The organism is Cytobacillus sp. FSL R7-0696 (assembly GCF_038006865.1).
Classification (GTDB): domain Bacteria; phylum Bacillota; class Bacilli; order Bacillales; family Cytobacillaceae; genus Cytobacillus; species Cytobacillus kochii.
On the sequence record NZ_JBBOWA010000001.1, the window covers coordinates 4,104,648 to 4,125,477 of the forward strand.

General features: G+C 36.2%; 20 protein-coding genes and 1 pseudogene. 15 read left to right on the top strand and 6 right to left on the bottom strand.

Annotated features, from left to right (window positions below; genetic code table 11):
• Positions 1 to 11: 11 nt before the first annotated feature.
• The 7 genes from cysC to MKX29_RS21005 are packed head-to-tail and all read left to right on the top strand — an operon-like array spanning position 12 to position 5,557.
• Positions 12 to 617, top strand: coding sequence for an adenylyl-sulfate kinase (cysC, locus tag MKX29_RS20975; RefSeq protein ID WP_341107533.1), 606 nt, complete (start codon positions 12 to 14; stop codon positions 615 to 617).
• A gap of 3 nt (positions 618 to 620) precedes the next feature.
• Positions 621 to 2,252, top strand: coding sequence for a nitrite/sulfite reductase (locus tag MKX29_RS20980; RefSeq protein WP_341107536.1), 1,632 nt, complete (start codon positions 621 to 623; stop codon positions 2,250 to 2,252).
• Positions 2,236 to 2,439, top strand: coding sequence for a DUF3906 family protein (locus tag MKX29_RS20985; protein WP_095373296.1), 204 nt, complete (start codon positions 2,236 to 2,238; stop codon positions 2,437 to 2,439). Before MKX29_RS20980 ends, MKX29_RS20985 begins: the two co-directional genes overlap by 17 nt.
• 13 nt (positions 2,440 to 2,452) lie before the next feature.
• Positions 2,453 to 3,229 carry a uroporphyrinogen-III C-methyltransferase gene (cobA, locus tag MKX29_RS20990; RefSeq protein WP_224936449.1) on the top strand — a complete coding sequence of 259 codons (777 nt, stop codon included), beginning with the start codon at positions 2,453 to 2,455 and terminating at the stop codon, positions 3,227 to 3,229.
• Positions 3,226 to 3,984: a sirohydrochlorin chelatase gene (locus tag MKX29_RS20995; protein WP_289433710.1), complete on the top strand. Its 759-nt coding sequence runs from the start codon at positions 3,226 to 3,228 to the stop codon at positions 3,982 to 3,984. Before cobA ends, MKX29_RS20995 begins: the two co-directional genes overlap by 4 nt.
• Positions 3,960 to 4,592, top strand: coding sequence for an NAD(P)-dependent oxidoreductase (locus tag MKX29_RS21000; protein ID WP_289433707.1), 633 nt, complete (start codon positions 3,960 to 3,962; stop codon positions 4,590 to 4,592). The genes MKX29_RS20995 and MKX29_RS21000 overlap by 25 nt, the downstream gene beginning before the upstream one ends.
• A 44-nt stretch (positions 4,593 to 4,636) precedes the next feature.
• On the top strand, positions 4,637 to 5,557 hold the full coding sequence (locus tag MKX29_RS21005; RefSeq protein ID WP_341107544.1) for a sulfite exporter TauE/SafE family protein: 921 nt from the start codon (positions 4,637 to 4,639) through the stop codon (positions 5,555 to 5,557).
• Here the strand turns inward: MKX29_RS21005 and MKX29_RS21010 are convergent.
• Positions 5,552 to 6,241, bottom strand: a pseudogene (locus MKX29_RS21010) (GntR family transcriptional regulator); the annotation flags it as partial. The gene MKX29_RS21005 and the pseudogene MKX29_RS21010 sit on opposite strands and share 6 nt — an antisense overlap.
• Before the next feature lie 160 nt (positions 6,242 to 6,401).
• On the opposite strand from MKX29_RS21010, the gene MKX29_RS21015 reads away from it, so the two are divergent.
• From MKX29_RS21015 to MKX29_RS21025, 3 genes are all read left to right on the top strand, one after another.
• On the top strand, positions 6,402 to 7,316 hold the full coding sequence (locus MKX29_RS21015; RefSeq protein ID WP_341107546.1) for a DMT family transporter: 915 nt from the start codon (positions 6,402 to 6,404) through the stop codon (positions 7,314 to 7,316).
• Between the two features lie 357 nt (positions 7,317 to 7,673).
• Positions 7,674 to 7,832, top strand: coding sequence for a recombinase family protein (locus MKX29_RS21020; RefSeq protein WP_341107548.1), 159 nt, complete (start codon positions 7,674 to 7,676; stop codon positions 7,830 to 7,832).
• A gap of 582 nt (positions 7,833 to 8,414) precedes the next feature.
• On the top strand, positions 8,415 to 9,752 hold the full coding sequence (locus tag MKX29_RS21025; protein ID WP_341107551.1) for a CoA-disulfide reductase: 1,338 nt from the start codon (positions 8,415 to 8,417) through the stop codon (positions 9,750 to 9,752).
• A 47-nt stretch (positions 9,753 to 9,799) separates the two neighbouring features.
• Here MKX29_RS21025 and katG read toward each other — a convergent pair whose 3' ends face one another.
• Positions 9,800 to 12,025 carry a catalase/peroxidase HPI gene (gene katG, locus MKX29_RS21030; protein ID WP_341107553.1) on the bottom strand — a complete coding sequence of 742 codons (2,226 nt, stop codon included), beginning with the start codon at positions 12,023 to 12,025 and terminating at the stop codon, positions 9,800 to 9,802.
• Between the two features lie 424 nt (positions 12,026 to 12,449).
• On the opposite strand from katG, the gene MKX29_RS21035 reads away from it, so the two are divergent.
• Positions 12,450 to 13,052, top strand: a complete 603-nt coding sequence (locus MKX29_RS21035) for a hypothetical protein (RefSeq protein WP_341107556.1) — start codon at positions 12,450 to 12,452, stop codon at positions 13,050 to 13,052.
• A gap of 118 nt (positions 13,053 to 13,170) precedes the next feature.
• On the top strand, positions 13,171 to 13,695 hold the full coding sequence (locus MKX29_RS21040; protein WP_341107558.1) for a hypothetical protein: 525 nt from the start codon (positions 13,171 to 13,173) through the stop codon (positions 13,693 to 13,695).
• A gap of 54 nt (positions 13,696 to 13,749) precedes the next feature.
• Here the strand turns inward: MKX29_RS21040 and MKX29_RS21045 are convergent, their stop codons facing one another.
• A complete protein-coding gene (locus MKX29_RS21045) occupies positions 13,750 to 14,175 on the bottom strand; it encodes a DUF2071 domain-containing protein (protein WP_341107560.1) in 426 nt (141 codons plus the stop codon).
• A complete protein-coding gene (locus MKX29_RS21050; RefSeq protein WP_341107562.1) occupies positions 14,090 to 14,491 on the bottom strand; it encodes a DUF2071 domain-containing protein in 402 nt (133 codons plus the stop codon). The genes MKX29_RS21045 and MKX29_RS21050 overlap by 86 nt, the downstream gene beginning before the upstream one ends.
• 261 nt (positions 14,492 to 14,752) lie before the next feature.
• Here MKX29_RS21050 and MKX29_RS21055 point away from each other — a divergent pair, with 261 nt between their 5' ends.
• From MKX29_RS21055 to MKX29_RS21065, 3 genes are all read left to right on the top strand, one after another.
• Positions 14,753 to 16,165, top strand: coding sequence for an FMN-binding glutamate synthase family protein (locus tag MKX29_RS21055; protein WP_341107564.1), 1,413 nt, complete (start codon positions 14,753 to 14,755; stop codon positions 16,163 to 16,165).
• 520 nt (positions 16,166 to 16,685) lie between these two features.
• Positions 16,686 to 16,823 (top strand): hypothetical protein, encoded by a 138-nt coding sequence (locus MKX29_RS21060; RefSeq protein WP_341107566.1) that lies wholly within the window; start codon positions 16,686 to 16,688, stop codon positions 16,821 to 16,823.
• 2 nt (positions 16,824 to 16,825) lie between these two features.
• Positions 16,826 to 17,770 (top strand): Ger(x)C family spore germination protein, encoded by a 945-nt coding sequence (locus tag MKX29_RS21065; RefSeq protein WP_341107568.1) that lies wholly within the window; start codon positions 16,826 to 16,828, stop codon positions 17,768 to 17,770.
• A gap of 62 nt (positions 17,771 to 17,832) precedes the next feature.
• On the opposite strand, the gene MKX29_RS21070 is transcribed toward MKX29_RS21065, so the two are convergent.
• Both MKX29_RS21070 and MKX29_RS21075 read right to left on the bottom strand, forming a co-directional pair.
• Entirely contained in the window at positions 17,833 to 18,921 is a 1,089-nt protein-coding gene (locus MKX29_RS21070) for a GerAB/ArcD/ProY family transporter (RefSeq protein WP_341107570.1), read from the bottom strand.
• A gap of 70 nt (positions 18,922 to 18,991) precedes the next feature.
• The gene (locus MKX29_RS21075; protein ID WP_263624163.1) at positions 18,992 to 20,515 is read right to left on the bottom strand and encodes a spore germination protein; all 1,524 of its coding nucleotides are present in this window, start codon (positions 20,513 to 20,515) and stop codon (positions 18,992 to 18,994) included.
• Positions 20,516 to 20,830 lie beyond the last annotated feature (315 nt).

A 20,830-nucleotide genomic window follows, 5' to 3' on the forward strand; every position in this document is an offset into this window, starting at 1 on the left:
GGATGATTTATATGGGGAGCCGTAATCTTACTTGGCACGATACGCTCATTTCCAAAGAGGAACGTCGCTTAAAGCAGCAACATGGTAGTTGTACATTATGGTTTACTGGGTTATCTGGTTCTGGAAAATCAACTTTGGCAAATGCTTTATCAGCCAAATTGTTTGAAGAAGGTATGAAGGAATATGTCCTTGATGGTGATAATATCAGACATGGTCTAAATGCAGACTTAGGCTTTACTGAAAAAGACCGGACAGAAAATATCCGCCGTATTGGGGAAGTAGCTAAACTGTTTGTTGATAGTGGAACAATTGTTGTTACGGCATTCATCTCACCATTCGCAGCTGACCGTGATTGTGTGCGTGAACAGTTTGCCTCCAATGAATTTTTTGAAATATTTATTGACTGCCCGTTAACAGAATGTGAGAAAAGAGACCCGAAGAAATTATACGAGAAAGCGCGTAGAGGTGAAATAAAAAACTTCACCGGAATCGATTCACCTTATGAGCCTCCTAAACATCCGGATTTAACTATTAGGTCCGACCGGTTATCAGTAGAGGAAGCAATAACGGAAATACTAACGTTTTTGCAACAACAACAAATCATTAAGGAGTTGTAGACAATGGCTTATACAAAGCATTGGTCAAATAATGAAAAACTAAACAAAACCGAATTAGCTAAACTCGAAAAAGATGGGCTGAAAATTTATGAAGACATTCCACAATATGCAAAGAATGGCTTCACGTCTATTCCTAAAGACCAATGGGATCTTTTTAAATGGGCAGGCTTGTATTTGCAAAAGCCGAAAGAAGCAGGTTATTTTATGATGCGTGTGAATGTAACTTCAGGAATACTAACGAAGGAACAAGCGAAAATTCTAGCTGGTATTGCCAAAGATTATGGTCGCGGGATTTTCGACATTACGACGCGACAAGCGATTCAATTTCACTGGTTAACAATTGAGGATATCCCTGATATTTTTACTAGATTAGAAAGTGTTGGCCTTTCCAGTGCTGGTGCATGTGGGGATATAACGAGGAATATAGTCGGAAATCCGATCGCAGGCATTGACCCTAACGAATTATTTGATACGAGAGATATTGTCAAAGAAGTGTATGAGTACTTTCAATTTAATGAGGAATTTTCGAATTTACCAAGAAAATATAAGATGTCTATCAGTACAAACTTACACAACGCCGCTAATGCAGAAATTAACTGTGTCTCATTTACACCGGCTGAAAAAAACATCGATGGTGAAGTAAAACAAGGCTTTCATTTAAAAGTAGGGGGAGGCCTATCTGCTAAGCCTTTTCTGGCAGAAACGGTTGATATATTTGTAGAAAAAGAGCAAGTGCTACAGATTGCTATTGCCGTAACCACTATCTTCAGAGATTACGGTTATCGAGATAAACGTCATCGTGCTAGATTAAAGTTTTTAATTGCTGACTGGGGTGTAGAGAAATTTAAAGAAAAACTTGAAGAATATACAGGGAAACTGCCTTCTAAAGGAGTTGAACCCGTGAAGAAATGGAATGCAGGGTATTTCTATGGCGTCCATGATCAGAAACAATCAGGGCTTAAGTTCATCGGTTTTAATGTACCTGTCGGCCGTTTAACAGCTGATGAAGTATTTGAACTTGTTCGAATCTCTGATCAATATGGTCAAGGTGAAATTAGAACATGTAATTCACAGAACTTGATTATTCCACATATCCCAGAAGAACATGTAGAATCGCTACTTGCCGAACGCATTTTTAATAGAATTACAGTGAATCCGAATTCCTTTATCGGACATTCCGTTTCTTGCACAGGTATCCAATTTTGTAACTTAGCCTTAGTTGAGACAAAGGAAAGAATGCGCCAAATTGCAGAAGAACTCGATCGTCGCTTAACTGTTGATGTTCCGGTACGCATGCATATGATCGGTTGTCCGAATTCCTGCGGTCAACGGCAAATAGCCGATATCGGTTTACAAGGTGTGATGGTACGAAACAAGAATAAGGAAATGGAAGAAGCTTATGAAGTGTATGTTGGAGGAACGTTAGAATCTGGCGGAGAGTTTAACAAAAAGTTAAAAGGAAAAGTACCAGCCAACTTCCTCACAGATACACTTGAACATCTACTACATTTTTTTAACAAAGAAAAAATGTCAGGTGAGAACTTTTATACTTTTGTGCAAAGAAATGGCACACAATCTTTGCAAGATCAACTAAATATTGTATTGGAGAATCATAAAGATGGCCTTTCTATATAGGTTTGAATTGTCATTGGTAAATAAGGAAATTCCAGCAGTCATTGTAGCTGATTCTGATGATGAAGCATTTACCCAGTTAGATATTGAACTAGAAAAATATTACTTAAAGTTGCCAGAGATAGACGAAGTAACGTTAAGAGAAAAGAAACGGATAACGAAAAAAATCGGTTTTATATTAGATGAATGATGGAGGCGGATAAATGAAGGGTTATGTTTACCTTGTTGGTGCAGGCTGTGGTGATCCTGAATTACTAACATTAAAAGCAATTAAAAAAATTCAGCAAGCGGATGTAATTTTATATGATCGACTAGTCAATCAGGAAATCTTATCATTTGCGAGAGAAGAGGCACAATTGATTTATTGTGGGAAGCTTCCTCATTATCATACGATGAAACAAGAAACGATCAACAATTTCCTCGTAAAATATGCAAAAAAAGGATTAGCAGTTGTTCGCCTTAAAGGTGGGGACCCCTTCGTGTTTGGTCGTGGAGGAGAAGAGGCCCTTGAATGTGTGAAACATCGTGTTCCATTTGAAGTGATTCCCGGGATTACTGCTGGCATTGGTGCTGCGAGCTATGCCGGCATTCCTGTCACCCATCGGCAAATCAGTCAAAGCTTTGCATTTATTACCGGTCATCAAGCGGGTGACTCAGTTGCTGACCAAAAATGGCATCACTTAGCACATGGAGTTGATACACTTTGTATATATATGGGTGTTTCACAATTGCCTGTCATTGTCGATCATCTTATTAAAAGCGGAAAAAATAGTGATACCCCAATTGCTATTGTGGAGTGGGGAACAACATTGAAACAACGGACGATAACTGGAAAATTAAAATCGATTGTAAAGGTAGCGGAAGAAGAAGCAATTATCAATCCAAGTATGATTATTATTGGGGAAGTCGTTAAACTACGAGACGAACTGAACTGGTATATTGAAAATGGCTCGGCCCTTCAGAAGGTTCATAGCGAATGAAAGCCATCCTTTATATTGCTCACGGCACAAGGTCAAAAAAAGGAATACGGGAAGTAGAATGTTTTTTGCAGACCATCATGAAACAAGTAAATGTCCCTATACAAGAATGGTCCTATTTAGAAATATGTGCCCCAACGATTGAGCAAGGAATAGAAGCTTGTGTTCATCAAGGAGCACGGGAAATTGAAATCATTCCGTTACTTTTATTAAAAGGAGGGCATTACAAGAAGGATATTCCTGGCCTTCTACTATCATTGCAGAGGCGCTTTTCAGCTATTAAAATCGATTTGCATCCACCTTTTGGCGTCCAAAGCTATATTTTAGATGGTATATGTGATTTGATAAACGAAAAATATTCTCCCATTACCGAAAAAGATCATTTACTTGTAGTAGGACGTGGAAGTAGCGACATGAACATTTATAAGGATTTCAACTTAATTACAACTGGGTTAAAGGCAAGGTTAGCTGTGAACAACGTAACCTCCTGCTTTCTTGCTGCAGCCACTCCTCGTCTTGAAGAGGGCTACCATTTATCACAGAGTCGTACAAAAAATAGAGTAATTATTATCCCTTACTTATTATTTTCAGGGTTATTACTAGACGAATTGCAGCAATTTACGGAACAAAAAAGAGCTTTAGGCGATCAGACTTTCATCATTGAACCGTTAAGTCGCATCTCCAGCATACAACTTCGATTGATACAATATTTAAATAAAGGGGGCCCAGAAGATTGCAACCACTCGTTATTGATTTAAGTAATAAGGCAATTGTCATTGCGGGAGGTGGGAGGATTGCCGCACGCAAAGCGAAAGTTTTATTAGAACAAAGAGCCAATATTACTTTTATCGCACCTGCATTTTCAAATGAAGTCTTGGAATTAGTGCAACAAAATCATTTTCAATGCATAGAAAGAGAGATCGAATTGGCTGATTTCGAGGATGCGTTTCTTTGTATTCTCGCTACCAATAATCGGGCGATTAATAAGCAGTTTGGCGAAATATTAACCCCGCAAAAGTTAGTTTGTGTAGTAGATGAACTAACGGATGGCAATACACTCTTCCCCGCTACTGTAACGAGAGGGCATCTGCAAGTAGCAGTTACTTCAAATGGCAGTAGTCCAAAGTTAACAAGAGCATTAAAACAACAATTAAGTAAACAATTTGATGAAAGTTGGACGGAGTATACAACGTTTCTTGCCGAATATAGGCAGTTGGTTAAAAAATTGCCTATAAGTGAAATTGAAAAAAATGACTATTTACAAGAGGTACTAGCAGATGAATTCCGTGTAAATAATAAACAACAAAGAGAGAGCTTAGAAGCATTACATATAGCTGCTGTTCGGTCAACCGAAGGCAAAATCTAGAAAATAGATTTTGCCTTTTTTTATTTAACGAAAGAGGTGTTACCGTGAAAAATTTATTGATTTTTATTTTTATTGGTTTATTCGCACAGTTAATTGATGGTGCTCTCGGAATGGCATACGGAGTGACTTCTACATCGCTTTTACTTGCTTTTGGCATTGTACCTGCCGTTGCTTCCGCATCGGTACATCTTGCTGAAGTTGTCACTACAGCTGCTTCAGGTATCTCACATATTAAATTTGGCAATGTAGATAAACAAACAGTATATAAGTTAATCATCCCTGGTTCCATTGGTGCGTTCTTAGGTGCCACATTTTTAAGTAATATCCCAGGTGATTTAGCTAAGCCATATATAGCCCTTTTTCTTTTACTATTAGGTGTTTTTATCTTCATACGATTTTTATTTAAATATAAGGAAAGTAGCCACCAGTCATCAATCAATCTCAGTAAAAAGCAATCGATTCCATTAGGTTTTATAGCCGGATTTGCTGATGCCACAGGTGGTGGCGGTTGGGGTCCTGTTACAACACCAGTATTGCTTTCAAAAAAAGGGGTAAGCCCAAGGAAAGTTGTTGGAACTGTTGACACAAGTGAATTTGCGATTGCCCTCTCTGCATCCATTGGTTTTCTTATTTCTTTAGGATGGAACGAGGTAAATTGGCTTTGGGTGGGAGCACTCATGGTAGGCGGTGTAATTGCAGCACCGATCGCTGCTTGGCTTGTACAGAAATTAAATCCACAATTAATGGGGGTGCTTGTTGGAGGATTCATCATTCTCATTAACATTCAAACAATTGTACAAACATGGATTAGTAATGAAGAGGTTTATCCCATTGTGTATAGTGCCGTCGCAATCATATGGGTAACAGCGATTATCTTTACAGTCATTCGAATCTACCATAATTATTTTCTTCATTATTATTGTTTACCGAAGATGGTGTCATCGCCTTTACTGGCATTCATCTAAGGGTAGACCTGTAAGCTTCATTCCAGCAGATTGAAACACATGTAGAGAATAAAGATAGGAAGGCTTTTCAAGTAAAACGGATGACCCCCTGTGTAGTAAGCCAACTGAAATCAATTGTAATGCCTGCAATGCTCCAGAAACAATTAATATGGATGAAGGAGAGGCATGAACACCCACTGTTCTTAAATAGTTGCTTAACGCTTCTCGTAAAGGCATAAATCCTTTTGGTTCTTCATATCCGAAAGCCTCCATTTTGTTAGAAACTCTTCCCATTACGAGCTTCATTGTTTCCAAGGGAAATAGATCTTTGGAAAGTTCGCCTTTACTAAGCTGAATAAGGTTAGTGTTAGATTCGGCTTGATTAATCTCTTGAACTGTTGCTTGACTCGGTTTGTGTAAACCTGATTTGACATGTTCGTTCCAATCAGGTGGAGGATTTGTAGCTAGTAATGTCCATGTATTATTCACTACGATTGTTCCCATTCCCATTTTACCCTCAATTAACCCGTCAGCCATTAATTCTTCTAAAGCAGTGATAACAGTGCTCCGATTTACTTCAAATTTCTTGGCTAATTTACGTTGGCTTGGAATTTTGCTTCCGATAGGCCATTCTCCATGTGCAATTTTCTCTTTTATATCATCCACAATTTGTTGATATTTCGGGTATTTTTTATTTGATATCATCCATAAGTTACCCCTTCACATTCTATTTTTATTCCAAAGTGGTTGGGTTAAGAATTGTCCAACTGGTTGAAGACATTCTATCAAATACTGATTAAGATTAGAAATAATAGGAACCAGAAATAATATTGGTTGGTTTCGTATTCTCAAAGGATGTGTTCAAATGGCAAAAAAATGGGGTTTTAATGTTATAGTCGCTCATAGTCTTGCGATTTTTCTATGGGCTTCAGCTTTTCCTGGTATTCGGGTTGGATTAGAGTCCTATACACCTGAACATCTTGCCCTTTTTCGATTAATAGTTGGTTCTTTAGCCCTCGTAGTAATTGCTTTACTCACTCGTATGCATTTACCGGAAATAAAGGATGTTCCAGCTATTTTATTGTTAGGATTTTTAGGTTTCACGGTTTATCATACAGCTTTAAATATTGGAGAGAAAACGGTTAGTGCTGGTGTTGCTAGCCTAATTGTATCTATGACTCCTATTTTTTCTGCTCTATTAGCCGTTTGGTTTCTGCGTGAACGGTTTGGATTTATAAGGTGGATTGGGTCTATTATAAGTTTTTTGGGCGCTATATTGATATCGTTTGGGACAGGAGATCATTTTGAATTTAATACTGCAATTTTATTTATTCTCTTAGCTTCCTTTTCAGAAAGTTTATACTTCGTTTTCCAAAAGCGGTATTTAATAAAGTATGGATTTCTTGCTTTTACTACCTATACGATTTGGGCAGGTACATTTTTTATGCTTTTCTATCTCCCGGGACTGGGTCAGGAAATAATAAGATCCTCTATAGAATCAACACTTAGCATTTTGTACTTAGGTCTCTTTCCTACGGTTATTCCTTATCTTGCATTAGCTTATGTAACATCTCGGGTAGGAGCTTCAGAGGCGACAAGCTCCCTTTACTTAACACCAGCTCTTACATTTTTGATTGCTTGGGTTTGGCTTGGAGAGGTACCGACTACCCTTTCTGTTATAGGAGGAATCATAACGCTATTTGGGGTTTTGTTCATTCATATAAAGAGAGATAAATTACCGGAAAGAGTAAAACGAAATATAATACAAATAGAAGATTAATTTATTATTGAGTTCAGTCCGGAAAGTCATCATTTCTGTACACAATATTTTGTAATCTAGTTTTCTATATTTAATTATAAATAATTTACATTAACTCTGTTAATAAATCTATGTTTACTTAATAGCTCTTGCATTAAGTTATGGTACAATTATTTTTGGGAATAATTAGAAATGATGGTTCTCTATGATAGTAATTCGCTTGCAATAGACGCTTAAAAAAACTCATGGTTGTGAAGAAATTTTAACTGACAAAATGAGTGGACCAAAAGAGTAAAGAAAAGGATTTGAGGAATCTCTCCGGTTTGTTCGTCCAGGTGACACTGTTATTGTTTAGTGACTTGATTGTTAGAGAGAAACATGCAGCACTTCTTAAAAATTGTCAATGATCTTAATAGTCAAGGTATTAGCTTTCACAGGTTACAGGAAAACATTACGCTGGATAAATCAACTGCAACCGGCCAGTTGATGTTTCATTTATTCACGGCATTTGCAGAATTTGAACGAAATCTTATTTAAGTACGTACAGCAAGCTGAAGAATAGCAACGAAGGCAAGAGGTAGATGAGGCTGAAGGCCAGTAAAATTAGATAGGAAGCAAATAGTAATGCAGAAAACAATTGTGGCAAACGGACCACCTATAAAGGATGTTGCTAAATGGGGGGATTTCTCGTACAACTATCTATTGTTATTTAGATAAGGAAGCAGGCAAAAAAATAAATTAAAAGGGAAACATAAAGACACCCCTGTATCGACATCAATGCCAAGCAATTTTGTAAGATGTCGTTAAGAGGAAGAGCATAACTTACATCAGAACAAAGGTTAGAGTTTGTTAGCATTTCAGATGACATAAGTGAACAATTTCGCGTTTTGCTACTGCGCCCCATCAATGCGTGTAAATTACTCAATCAATTATTATGGTTTCTTAAAATGAACTAAAGGGTATTCAATTAAGAAATTTACGAGTGGTGGAAGGAGATAAGAAACGATAACTTTAACGCTCAGTTAACTTTGTTCAATCGTTTCATTGTAGGTAAAAAACGAATCATTGTGTGAAAAACACATTGTTGAGCAAAACTAGTGAAGGGAGGAATGAAAGAAGATGAAAATAATTATTATAGGTGGCGATGCTGCCGGGATGAGTGCAGCGATGCAAATCATTCGCAACAGCAAGGAAAATCACGAAATTACTGTATTAGAAAAAGGAACGATTTATTCTTATGGACAATGTGGTCTTCCCTATTATATTAGTGGCGTAATTCCACAAAAGGAAGACTTAATTGCCCGTTCTGTTACTACTTTCCGCGAGAAATATGGAATAGATGCCAAAGTACAACATGAAGTCTCTCATATTAATACAGATACGAAAACCGTTGAGGGATATAACTATATTGATCAACAACCATTTCAACTTACATACGATAAATTATTGATTGCGACTGGAGTTAGTCCTGTTATGCCTGATTGGGAGGGGGCTGATCTTCAAGGAATATTTACTTTAAAAACCATACCTGACGCAAATGAAATAATCCAGGAAATGAATAATCGAACGATTAAACATGTGACGATTATTGGTGGTGGATACATTGGTTTGGAAATGGCTGAAAGCTTTGTGAGGTTAGGGAAAAGGGTCACGATTATCGAGCGCAATAAACAACTTGCTACCATTTTTGATGAAGATATGGCACAGCTGATTCATCAAAAAGCTAAAGAGCATCAAGTGACTTTAAAATTAGGTGAAGAAGTTCAATCCTTTTCAGGAAACACTTTTGTCGAAAGCATTAAGACTGATAAAGGGGCATACAAGACAAATCTTGTCTTAGTGGCAATTGGTGTCAAGCCAAACGTGGCATTTCTCAAACAAACAGATATTTCACTCAGTCAACACGGTGCAATACGGGTGAACAATTATATGCAAACCAGTATTAAAGATGTATATGCAGCAGGAGATTGTGCTACGCAATATCATCGAATTAAAGCCTTAGATGATCATATTCCTTTGGGCACACACGCAAATAAGCAAGGACAAATTGCAGGTCTGAGCCTATTAGGAATTCCTAAGCCGTTTAAAGGAATCGTGGGATCATCTGTCATTAAATTTTTTAACTTAACATTAGGAAGAACAGGTATTTCTGAAAAGGAAGCTAAACAACTAAATATTCCTTACGAGTTTGTCGTAACAGATGCTCACGATATTGCTGGGTATTACCCAGATGCAAAAAGAATGAAGGTAAAACTTTTATACCATAAGAAATATCGCACATTACTTGGGGGACAAATTATTGGAGAGTACGGGGTAGATAAGCGAATAGACGTTCTTGCGACTGCGTTATACAATCAAATGTCTATCGATGACTTAATGGATTTAGATTTATCGTATGCGCCACCTTTCAACGGGGTATGGGACCCAGTGCAACAAGCCGCACGCAGAAGTAAATAAGAAGAACGCCGTCTACATAAGTAGCGGCGTTTCTTTTTAGAATAATATTACTTGCTTAATACAGCATCTTTGATTTTTAAATCAAAACGATCGGCATTCATTACTTTAACCCATGCAGAAATAAAATCAGCGACAAACTTTTCTTTATTATCCTCTTGTGCATACACTTCAGCAATAGAACGTAACACTGAGTTTGAACCGAACACTAAATCCACTCTTGAAGCCGTTCGAACAACTTCTCCTGTTTGACGATTACGACCTTCAAAAATACCGCCTTGAACTGGTTTCCATTCTACACTCATATCAAGTAAGTTCGTAAAGAAATCATTGGATAGTGTGCCTACATTTTCAGTAAATACGCCATGGCTTGTGCCACCATGATTTGTACCTAATACACGCATACCGCCAATTAACACAGTCATTTCTGGAGCAGTTAAGTTAAGTAGTTGTGCTTTATCTACCAATAACTCCTCAGAAGCTACACTGTATTCTTGTTTTTGATAATTACGGAAACCATCAGCAATTGGTTCTAATACTTCAAAGTTTTCTACATCCGTCTGTTCTTCTGTGGCATCTCCACGACCTGCAGAGAATGGAACAGTGACGTCAAAACCAGCATTCTTTGCCGCTTGTTCAATCGCCGCACTACCACCAAGTACAATTAAATCAGCTAAGCTGACTTTTTTATTTAATCCAGCTTGTAAACCTTCTAATGTATGAAGCACTTTAGAAAGTTGTTCAGGTTGATTCACTTCCCAGTCCTTCTGTGGAGCAAAACGGATCCGCGCACCATTCGCACCTCCACGATTGTCAGAACCACGGAATGTACTAGCTGATGCCCATGCAGTTGTAACAAGCTCACTAATTGATAAACCTGAATCTAAAATTTTGGCTTTTATCTCAGACACTTCAGCATCTGTTAGTTCATAGTCTACTTTAGGGATAGGGTCTTGCCATACTAATTCTTCTTCTGGTACTTCTGGACCTAAATAACGATCACGTGGACCCATATCACGGTGTAGAAGTTTAAACCAAGCACGTGCAAAAACATCGGCGAATTCTTCTGGATTCTCATAGAACCTACGAGAGATCTTCTCATAAGCAGGGTCCATACGTAGCGCCATATCAGCAGTTGTCATCATTGTTTTCACACGGACAGAGCTATCAGCGGCATCAGGCGCCATATGTGCTTCATCTTGACCTACTGCTTGCCATTGGTATGCACCGGCAGGGCTTTTTGTTAACTCCCACTCATATCCAAATAATTGTTCGAAGAAACCGTTATCCCACTGAGTAGGGTTTGCAGTCCATGCACCTTCAATTCCACTTGTAATTGTGTCACGACCTTTACCACTACCATGTGAGCTGATCCAACCAAGTCCTTGCGCTTCAATTGGCGCTGCTTCTGGTTCTGGGCCAACTTGGGCAGCATCTCCAGCACCGTGTGCTTTACCGAAAGTATGGCCACCTGCAACAAGGGCAACTGTTTCTTCATCATTCATACCCATACGTGCAAATGTTTCCCGAATATCTTTCCCACTTGCTACAGGATCAGGTTTCCCATTTGGGCCTTCAGGGTTCACATAAATCAGACCCATTTGTACAGCCGCTAAAGGATTTTCCAATTCGCGATCTCCTGAGTAGCGGTTATCACCAAGCATTTCTTTTTCATTACCCCAGTATACATCTTCTTCAGGGTGCCAAACATCTGCTCGGCCACCACCGAAACCAAATGTTTTACCACCCATCGATTCAATGGCAACGTTTCCTGCTAATAGAATTAGATCTGCCCAAGAAATTTTGTTACCGTACTTTTGTTTAATAGGCCATAAAAGACGACGAGATTTATCAATGTTGGCATTGTCTGCCCAACTATTAAGAGGGGCAAACCGTTGTGAACCTGTACCGCCACCCCCGCGTCCATCACCTGTACGGTAAGTACCTGCAGAATGCCAAGCCATACGAATAAACTGTGGTCCGTAATGACCGAAGTCTGCTGGCCACCAATCTTGGCTATCCGTCATTAATTTATGAAGATCTTGCTTTAAAGCATAGTAATCTAGTTTAGTAAATTCTTCAGTATAATCGAAATCTTCACCCATTGGATTAGACTTTTGATCATGTTGGTGAAGAATATTTAAGTTTAATTGATTGGGCCACCAATCTTTGTTAGTCGTTGCTTCAGATTGCTGCTTAGTTACACTTCCATGATGAAAAGGGCAGCCACCTCCGCCTGAATGGTTTGCTTCAGAAATAATATTATTTTCGCTCATACTGATTCTCCTTTATTGTGAAGTGAGGTAATTATCATCATCTACTAATCAATCTCAGATAATAATAATTATTATATAATGATTATAATAAAATATAATAAAAAAAGTAAAGGGAAAAGATGAAATTTACGAGAAAATTATATTCTAAGAGGATAAACAATGGAATATTAGGGTGCTTTTATTCTTGTAAAATAGTAAAAAGAGAAGGAGGATATGAGAAAATGTAAATGAAATTGATAAAATTAATATGTAAATGAAAATAAATCAGTAAAGGGTATTATCAGTTAATCGAGGTCATAAAATAAAGATAGAAAAATCTGACTATTTATCTTTTATTGTAAATGAAAGTAACTAAAATGGAAAGTATTAGCCTTTGATAAATATAATCTTTCTTAATAATCCTTTTAAATAGGTGGCGTAAGCAATGATTCATCAAAAGGAAAACAGCTTCTTAATCATCATCATCACTCTATTACTATTATGTATTACATTGGTTCTAGGGGCTTGTTTACATATCATGTTTGAATGGGACTTGACCATTATAGCTGGTTTGATCGGATTTGTTGGAGCGATTATTGGCGGAATGATTACCTACTACGGTGTTAGAGTAACCATTTGGCATCGTGATAAGGAAATCTTTCTCTCTACCGCCACCTCAAAACTACTTTTAATAACGACGAAAATTGAACCTAAATATAAAGAGATTGCTAATGAAGCATTACTATACTCTAATGTTTTTAATTTAGATATTGATTACCATCTAAAAGCAAAAAGATTACACGAACTAATGAAACGGTTCATCTATACATCATATGAAGATATGGAAACACTCTATGACATTATGGAATATGAAGACATTAAAGGCTTTCATCAATCACTTAAAAAGATGAGAGAAGAAGTAATGAATGAATCGGATGTGCAACTAAATGATTTAATTCAGCTTATTCAGCAAAGCTACCAATATATCTTTGCAACTTCTGCAAAACTAGAAAAGAAATATTTCCGATACAAGAAGCAAGTTCTTTAAACTGTCAAAATTCTTCAAGGAAATTTTTTAAAAAAGAGGGTTTAATCCCTGATAAATGGAAGTTTTATGTATGCGCTCGCAGTAACATCGCAGTTAATTAGAAGGAGGGAAAAGCAGTATGAAAAACTTTGGACATACGCTCATTTTTGGAGGAACAGGTATGTTAAAGGAAACAACACAATGGTTAATTGATCGCACGACTCAAACAAGAATCTATGGAAGAAAGAGCAAATCCCTAGAGCAATCAAATACAACTTATCGTCTTTTAGATTACACTGATACTGACAAACTTATTGAAGAGATTACCCTTGCTTACAAAGAAGGCGGTCCCATTCACACTGTTTTAGCATGGATTCATAATACAGCCCCCAACGCTATTCCTATAATGAACAAACAAATCGAGCAATTACAAAATGAACCTTGGACACTCTATCTTGTAAAAGGCAGCAGTTCAGACATCGAAAGTATCAAATCCTCCCAACAAAACTACAAAGACCAATGTAAGCTTAAAATCATCCAACTAGGCTTCAAATATAACGGAACATCTTCCAGGTGGCTCACACACGAAGAAATATCAGCTGGTACAATTGACAGTATGCAATCAGCGAGGGATTTCACAATCATTGGCTCACTTAAGCCTTGAGATGGGCGACCTTAACGTAATTCTTTTTAAAAGAGAAATCTACGTCTTCTTAATTTAATGTAGCTTCTTAATATTCCAAATAAGAGAATCAACTCCTTTTGAAAAATGAGATATCGGTTCTTTATTAGAAAGATCAATATTAAAAGGTGAAAAAAGTGTATTCACCTCTATATCTATATCTACTTTCTGTAACGGCCATGGCCCATGATGGATTTCTCCACAATAGATGGTGCCATTAGAATCGGTACTATATAGGCAATACCGCTCTGTAAGCCAGTGATCAAGAGTGCCTGTATTTGCAAAAATTACTTCTTGTGAGTGTCTTAACGTCCCACGAAATGCTATTTGGGCATTGTTATTTTTTCTGACACTCTTACAATGAAAAATTTGATCGTCATTTCGAAAAGAAATCTGTGCAGGATAATAGGGCAAACGATACCATTTTTTTTGCGATTTTATAGGAAGCCCAGTTCTCGACATCTAAAGAAAGAAAATAGACTCCTGGTTTACCATTATATTTAACATAGGTTCTTAAATTGACTTCTGGAAATTTAGGGGTTATTGAGACAGCAGGTATTCCGCGAGGATAGATTCCTTCCATAACAAATGCAACAATTCCTAACCAAGCATAGTTATTAAAGGTATCAATTTGTAATGAATCAGGAATATGTTCACGTAGCGCTTCAATTGGGACAGGCCAATGAAGAAAATATAGGTTTCTCCATGTTTGTCTCATTATCCATTTTTTTGAATATATTGAAAATGGTCGATGACTGGTATCTTTTAAAATATTCAAGCAAATTTTCTCCTTTCCATGTTAGATGGCAACACTATAATCCATGAGAAAATGATGTTAATAAAAATCACCCGAAGCACGTCTTATTACATTAGTAATTGTTCAATCTTAAAATCATTTTTAGCCTTCCCCTTAAGATGAATTTTATTAGAACTCCATATGTACTTCTTGCTAGTGTTCTATATCAATATGATAATAAATTTTAATTTGGGCAATAATGGGGATGATGGTTGTTTATTAATACAAAGTGGAGAAGTGATTATGCCGAACATCTTATACTATTTTTCTTTTGTGATGATTTCAATATTATTTATCTTTTTGATTTTCATCCTTATTGGTTGGCGTTGGATGATAAAAAAAATAGCGAAAAAAATGGGGAAAATCATACTAACCGACGGATATCAAGAAAATCTTATGGAAATATTGCCGGGTTTACGCCATATGGGAATTCAAAATATGCTAGAAAACAGCTTGCGTGCCGAAACAGGCGATGTCCTACATCGTCCATTAGGCTCGTCAAAAAAGTGGCCACATTTTGATCCGATTACCTTTATCCCTACACAAACAACACCATTTCCTATAGATGGCGAAGAAGAGGTAGATGTTAAAGTAACAATTGGACCAAAAGCAAAGAAGCCAATGAAAATAAAAATACCATTACTGATCAGTGGGATGGCTTATGGCATTGCACTGAGCGAAGAAGTAAGGCTTGCATTGGCAGAAGCAGCTAACAATACAGGAACAGCAATTAATTCAGGAGAAGGAGGCGTTTCACCTGAAGAATTAAACGCTGCAGGGAAATATATATTGCAATTTTCAAAAGCAGAATGGTCAAAGGACGAGGATTTAATTAAACGTGCTGATATGATTGAAATTAAATTTGGACAAGGTGCACTATTCGGCGTGGGTACGAAAATTTCACCAAAAAATCTAACCGGACGTGCGCGTGATGTAATGGGACTGAAAGAAAATGAAGATGCTGTGATTTATGATAATTTCTATGAAGATCAAACGATCGATGATATAAAAGAGCTTGTTAAGGAACTTCGAACTGTATCTGGGGGTGTTCCTATAGGTGTTAAAATGGGGGCAGGCGGAAAGATAGAAGAGGACATCGATCAATTAATTTATCTAGGTGTGGATTTTATTTCGATAGACGGTGGTCAAGCAGCTACAATGGGTGCACCGCCGATTTTATCTGATGATATGGGGATTCCAACCTTACATGCAATTGTTCGTGCTGTTAATCATTTAAAGAAGAGAAATATGAAAGGAGAAATTAGTTTAATTGTTTCTGGTGGACTTTATGTTCCAGGACATTTTTTAAAGGTACTGGCATTAGGTGCTGATGCTGTTTATTTGGGTTCTGCTATTTTATTTACGGTTGCACATAATCAAATATTTCAGGCAATTCCTTTCGAACCACCTACACAAGTTGTTTGGAATGAAGGGAAATTCAAGGATCAGTTTAAGATTGAAGATGGGGTAAAAACTGCAGAAAAATTTTTAACAGCGAGCATTGAAGAAATGAAAATGGCCTTAAGAGCAATGGGGAAACGCTCATTAAAAGAACTTTCAAAAAAAGATTTAGTATCCTATGATGAGTTAACAGCTAAAATGGTGGGAATTCCATTTTCATTTGAACCTTGGAAAGTCAACCATAAAGAGAAATAATCATCAATTATTTTATTAACATAAATAAGTTTGAGTATAATCTGATAAAAAGATGGTTCCAGATAGTATTCTAAAATTATTGCTTCACCATATTGGATTTTAATAATACAAGTTAGTTAAAAACAGGTATTTGATTATATAGAAAAAGAGCCTGATTTACTAATGAAGAGGCATAAATGTATTGGTATATTCTCAATTTATCTTGTCATAATTTACGGCAATTAACAAAGAATAATTTATAACAATTGAGATTATTTTTTGTATATACTATTTAATCTATTTTTAAAAGTGAATGTCCTTTTAAACTCATCCATAGTTTTAGGGCTTTTTCCAATAAATTTAGTATTAGTACAGGAAACTATGCAATCTCTGCACTCGCAACAAAGTCCTATAATATATGAATAGTTGTCACATTATATAAAGGTTTGGGCGGAATAATGATATTGAATCAATGTCACTGTCGAATATCTATGATTACCTGACCTTAATTTGGTAAATTTTAATGTCAAGGAGTATATTAATGATAATTAAAAAGTCGCTCATCCCTATCTGCTGTATTTATTTACTTGTAGGCTGTGTTCAGACAGAAACAATTGAAAATCTTCAGATTGCGGAAGGCATCGGTTATGATTCTGCTGACAAAAAAAATACGAATTAACTTTGGATGTTGCTATTTTCAGTACAGGTAAGGATAAAAAAGTGACTAACACAACCCTCAGCGATGTGAATTTTACTGGATATGGTGCTGCAAGAAGTGCTCAAAATGAGTCGCCTAAACCTGTTACAGTGGGTAAAGTGTTGGTTGCTGTCTACGGGGAAGAATTAGCAAAAGAAGGTGTTATTAAGATTCTTGATGGTCTTAAAAGACATCCATCTATTGGAAGAATGGTTGACTTTTGTGTAATTGAAGGAAACGCCAAGGAATTATTAGAAGGGACATACGCATTTGAAGAAACACCTTCCCGTTATTTAAAGAATCTTCTTGAACATCATAAAACAGGAAATTTACCTTCAACAAATTATCATGAGTTTATGTACAATTATTCATCTAAAGGTCAAGATCCCTTTATGGTGCTTGTCAAAAAACAAAACGATAAAATTAAGCTCACTGGTCTAGCCTTATTTAAAGAAGATAAATACATAGATGCTATACGGGGGGATAAGCTTTTCTTATTTAAAATGTTATATGAACATATAGATTATGGGACGTACGAGGCCTCTTTTCCTGAAGAAGATACTTATATAGCATTGGAAACTATAAAATCGAAAGTGGATTATCAAATAAAGAAGGGGATGACCAGTCCAGAAATTGAGATCACTGTTAAAGCTAAAGCTTTTATTAATGAAGTTATCTCAGACATTAAGTTGCAGAATGCGGCTGATGAAAGGAAGCTTGAAAAAATGATAGAGGCACATTTAAAGGAAAGCAGTTTACAAATGATTAAAGATTTTCAAGAAAAGGGCATTGATCCACTTGGTTTTGGAGATAGAGTTAGAAGCCAAACAAGGGGATGGAAAGCAGATAAATGGCGGGAACTGTATCCAGATGCCTCCGTAGATGTCAAAATTAAATTCGATATTATAGAAAAGGGCATTACTGAGTAAAAAAAACAGAAACGAATAGATTTTAAGTTATTTTTAAATTTTTGTGAGGGGATATTCATACTTTATTTACCCCCTCTCAGCTTCAATATAAGCCTTTGTAAAATAAACAAAATGGGGATGTATCCATATACAAAAAAGAAAGTAACTTCTCCTGAAAATCTTCTAAGTGCTTCGATACTTGTCCGATCTTCAATTAATCCCGAAGCAGCTACTAAAATGATTATGATCACACTCAAAATAACTTTTTTGTTAAATGAAAATATCTCTACAATTCCACGGTGTGCTCCCCAGAATGTCAAACAAATATTTGGCAATACAATAAATATCCATGCAGCTATTCCTAAATGTTCAAAACGCTCGAAAAATGGAAATTCGATAATTTTCCAAATTGTGATTGTTCCCCATAATATTTCTTGCAGCTGATCTTGATTATAAAAAACGAAAGTAACTAGAGCTATAAAGACATAAACAAGTGTTGTGACTATGACTGCTAAATGAGCCCATTTTTCAGACCTTTTCGGATGCTTAATAAACGGGTAATACATAAATAATAATTCAAATCCGCTCAAACCTAATGTGACATTTCTTGCTGAATCAATCAATTCTTTAAAACTATGGTCTATTACAGGAAGCAAGTTACTGAAATGAGCAAATTTCAGCGGGAAAAGAAATGTTAGTAAAATTGGTATCGAGTATAGGGTACTTAAAAAACATATCCCAGTTACAACTCGAAGTCCGTTAATCACAAAATAACCGGCAGCTATTAAAAGTACTAAGCTAAAAAACCATGGAGTTAATTGCGGAAATACCCATAATTGTATGATTTCGATATATGAACGTAATACAGTGAAACAAAGCATTAATAAATATAAAATAAACAGCAGACTAAGAAAACCACCAACCCATTTGCCAAACAATTCCTTGTGAATAGCAATTAAATCTCCTTGTCCTTTGTTTAAAATACGATATAAGATAAAGATTAGAAGATGTATACTTACCCCAGATATTATTATTGAGATCCAAGAATCGTGTCCAGCAGACTTACTTATTCCTCTTAAGTCGAGGACAGAGATACCTGTCTGCATTGAATGAATCAGATAAAAGACAAGGAAGGGTGAAATAAGTAAGTTTTCTTTTAAAAGATTTCGCATAAACCTCACCAAATTTCCATAGTAGTTGTTCAAGATTCATTTGCTGTTAAGTTAAAAAGCTCTATGCTCCTTATTTATTTTTATTCTTATCATGTTTTTGATTTAAGCGATCTGAATTTGCACGATTTGAGTCTTCAGGTCTTTGGTAGATTGGACGCTTAGCCTGACGATTGAAAGGCATACGAAAAAAGGCATCTTTTAAATCCGTTAAACGTGGCGGGAATATAGGTTCAATAAATGGCCTACCTAAGGAGGTCAATCCTAATAGGTGGCAAATTGTAATTGCAAATAAAATAGCGATTCCGACAAATCCCCACAAATGTGCAAATAATATAAAAGGAAAGCGAATGAAGCGAATGGTGTTGCTCATTTGGTAGACTGGTGTTGTAAAAGATGCAAGTGCTGCAAGTGCTACAATAATTAGTAATACGCTGCTAGTTAAACCAGCATCTACAGAAGCTGTTCCAATTACAATACCGCCAACGATACCAATTGTCTGTCCGACTTTACTAGGCAATCTAGCACCAGCTTCACGCAATAGTTCGATAACAAATTCCATTATCAGCACCTCAAGCACTGGTGGAAATGGGACATTTCCTCTTGATGAATATATGGTGGCTAAAAGATTTATCGGTAACATTTCAAAATGATATGTCAATATTGCGATATAAAAAGGAGTAGAAAAAACCGAAAAAGCTACAGCGAATAGACGAATCAATCGAAAGAAGGATGCCATATGCCAAATAAGAAAATAATCTTCAAATGCCGAGAAAAATTCAACTATTGTTATAGGAGCATATAGGGCATGCGGTGAACCATCAACTAGAATCACAATTTTCCCTTCTGTTAATACTGCACAAACACGATCAGGACGTTCCGTATCGAGCAGCTGTGGAAAAGGTGAATTTTTATTATCAGAAATCATTTGAGTTATATACGAACTATCAATTATATTGTCATATTCAATATCAGATAATCGCTGTATTACTGTATTAACATTTTCCTGATTAGCGATGCCATCAATAAAAAGAACAGCGATTCGCGTATTTGATATTTTCCCAACCTCAATCTCTCTTAAATGTAACTGCGGAAGTGGAAGTCTCTTTCTGATTAAGTTAATATTTATATCAAGTGTTTCCACAAATGCTTCCTTCGGTCCAACTACACTAAACTCTACTTCTGGTATTGTTACTTGTCGTGATTCAACAGTAACAGCAGGTATCAGTAAACAGTTCGAATCATGTTCACTAAATTGAATCATAATTGAACCAGTCATTATTTTCTTTTGGATTTCTTTTACATCATCAGTTATTAATTTCTGTTCTATTGGAAGTAATTTTTCTATGTCTTTTAGGCTAGTAAAGGTGTTTTCTGTTAAATGTGACAGAACATCACGATGTATAAACTCCGGGTTTACTAAAGTATTCATATAGCTAATAATGCAACTAGTACTTCCAGTTTTGAATTCAAACCGTTGAAAGTCTTTCGATGGTTTTAACGCTTTAATTAAATCATCTATCTTAAATTCTGTTTCAGTATCGTCATTGTTTTTATTAAATAATGTCTTTTTCGATTGGTTAAGCCATTTTAGCAAGGGTAAAGCCCTCCTTATATATTTGCATTGAAAATAGAAGGTTTTTTTTCCGATACTGATTCTTTGGTTATTTGTATTTATAGGTTATCCAATAAATTGATTAATATTAGGGGAAGAGCAGAGGAAAAGTTAAATTAAAGAGGTAGGTTCTCCAGAAGCGCATCAAGCAGCAATCAAACGTTTATGTATGGAAAATAAGGGATGTAAAAAAGTTTAGTATCACCCTTTAAATGCTGAAGAAACTACTTAATTACAAAAAACACTTATATCAAATCTAGTATGTAGGATTTAAAAGTAAAAGTATGTTTAATTTGC

Excerpts from the sequence above, each read along its gene's own strand:
- cysC (WP_341107533.1), top strand. The coding sequence starts at position 12 with ATGGGGAGCCGTAATCTTACTTGGCACGATACGCTCATTTCCAAAGAG.
- katG (WP_341107553.1), bottom strand. The coding sequence starts at position 12,025 with ATGAGCGAAAATAATATTATTTCTGAAGCAAACCATTCAGGCGGAGGT.
- MKX29_RS21020 (WP_341107548.1), top strand. The coding sequence starts at position 7,674 with ATGCAGCACTTCTTAAAAATTGTCAATGATCTTAATAGTCAAGGTATT.
- MKX29_RS20985 (WP_095373296.1), top strand. The coding sequence starts at position 2,236 with ATGGCCTTTCTATATAGGTTTGAATTGTCATTGGTAAATAAGGAAATT.
- MKX29_RS21060 (WP_341107566.1), top strand. The coding sequence starts at position 16,686 with ATGATAATTAAAAAGTCGCTCATCCCTATCTGCTGTATTTATTTACTT.
- MKX29_RS21015 (WP_341107546.1), top strand. The coding sequence starts at position 6,402 with ATGGCAAAAAAATGGGGTTTTAATGTTATAGTCGCTCATAGTCTTGCG.
- MKX29_RS20995 (WP_289433710.1), top strand. The coding sequence starts at position 3,226 with ATGAAAGCCATCCTTTATATTGCTCACGGCACAAGGTCAAAAAAAGGA.
- MKX29_RS21055 (WP_341107564.1), top strand. The coding sequence starts at position 14,753 with ATGCCGAACATCTTATACTATTTTTCTTTTGTGATGATTTCAATATTA.
- cobA (WP_224936449.1), top strand. The coding sequence starts at position 2,453 with ATGAAGGGTTATGTTTACCTTGTTGGTGCAGGCTGTGGTGATCCTGAA.
- MKX29_RS20980 (WP_341107536.1), top strand. The coding sequence starts at position 621 with ATGGCTTATACAAAGCATTGGTCAAATAATGAAAAACTAAACAAAACC.
- MKX29_RS21025 (WP_341107551.1), top strand. The coding sequence starts at position 8,415 with ATGAAAATAATTATTATAGGTGGCGATGCTGCCGGGATGAGTGCAGCG.
- MKX29_RS21070 (WP_341107570.1), bottom strand. The coding sequence starts at position 18,921 with ATGCGAAATCTTTTAAAAGAAAACTTACTTATTTCACCCTTCCTTGTC.
- MKX29_RS21045 (WP_341107560.1), bottom strand. The coding sequence starts at position 14,175 with ATGTCGAGAACTGGGCTTCCTATAAAATCGCAAAAAAAATGGTATCGT.
- MKX29_RS21035 (WP_341107556.1), top strand. The coding sequence starts at position 12,450 with ATGATTCATCAAAAGGAAAACAGCTTCTTAATCATCATCATCACTCTA.
- MKX29_RS21040 (WP_341107558.1), top strand. The coding sequence starts at position 13,171 with ATGAAAAACTTTGGACATACGCTCATTTTTGGAGGAACAGGTATGTTA.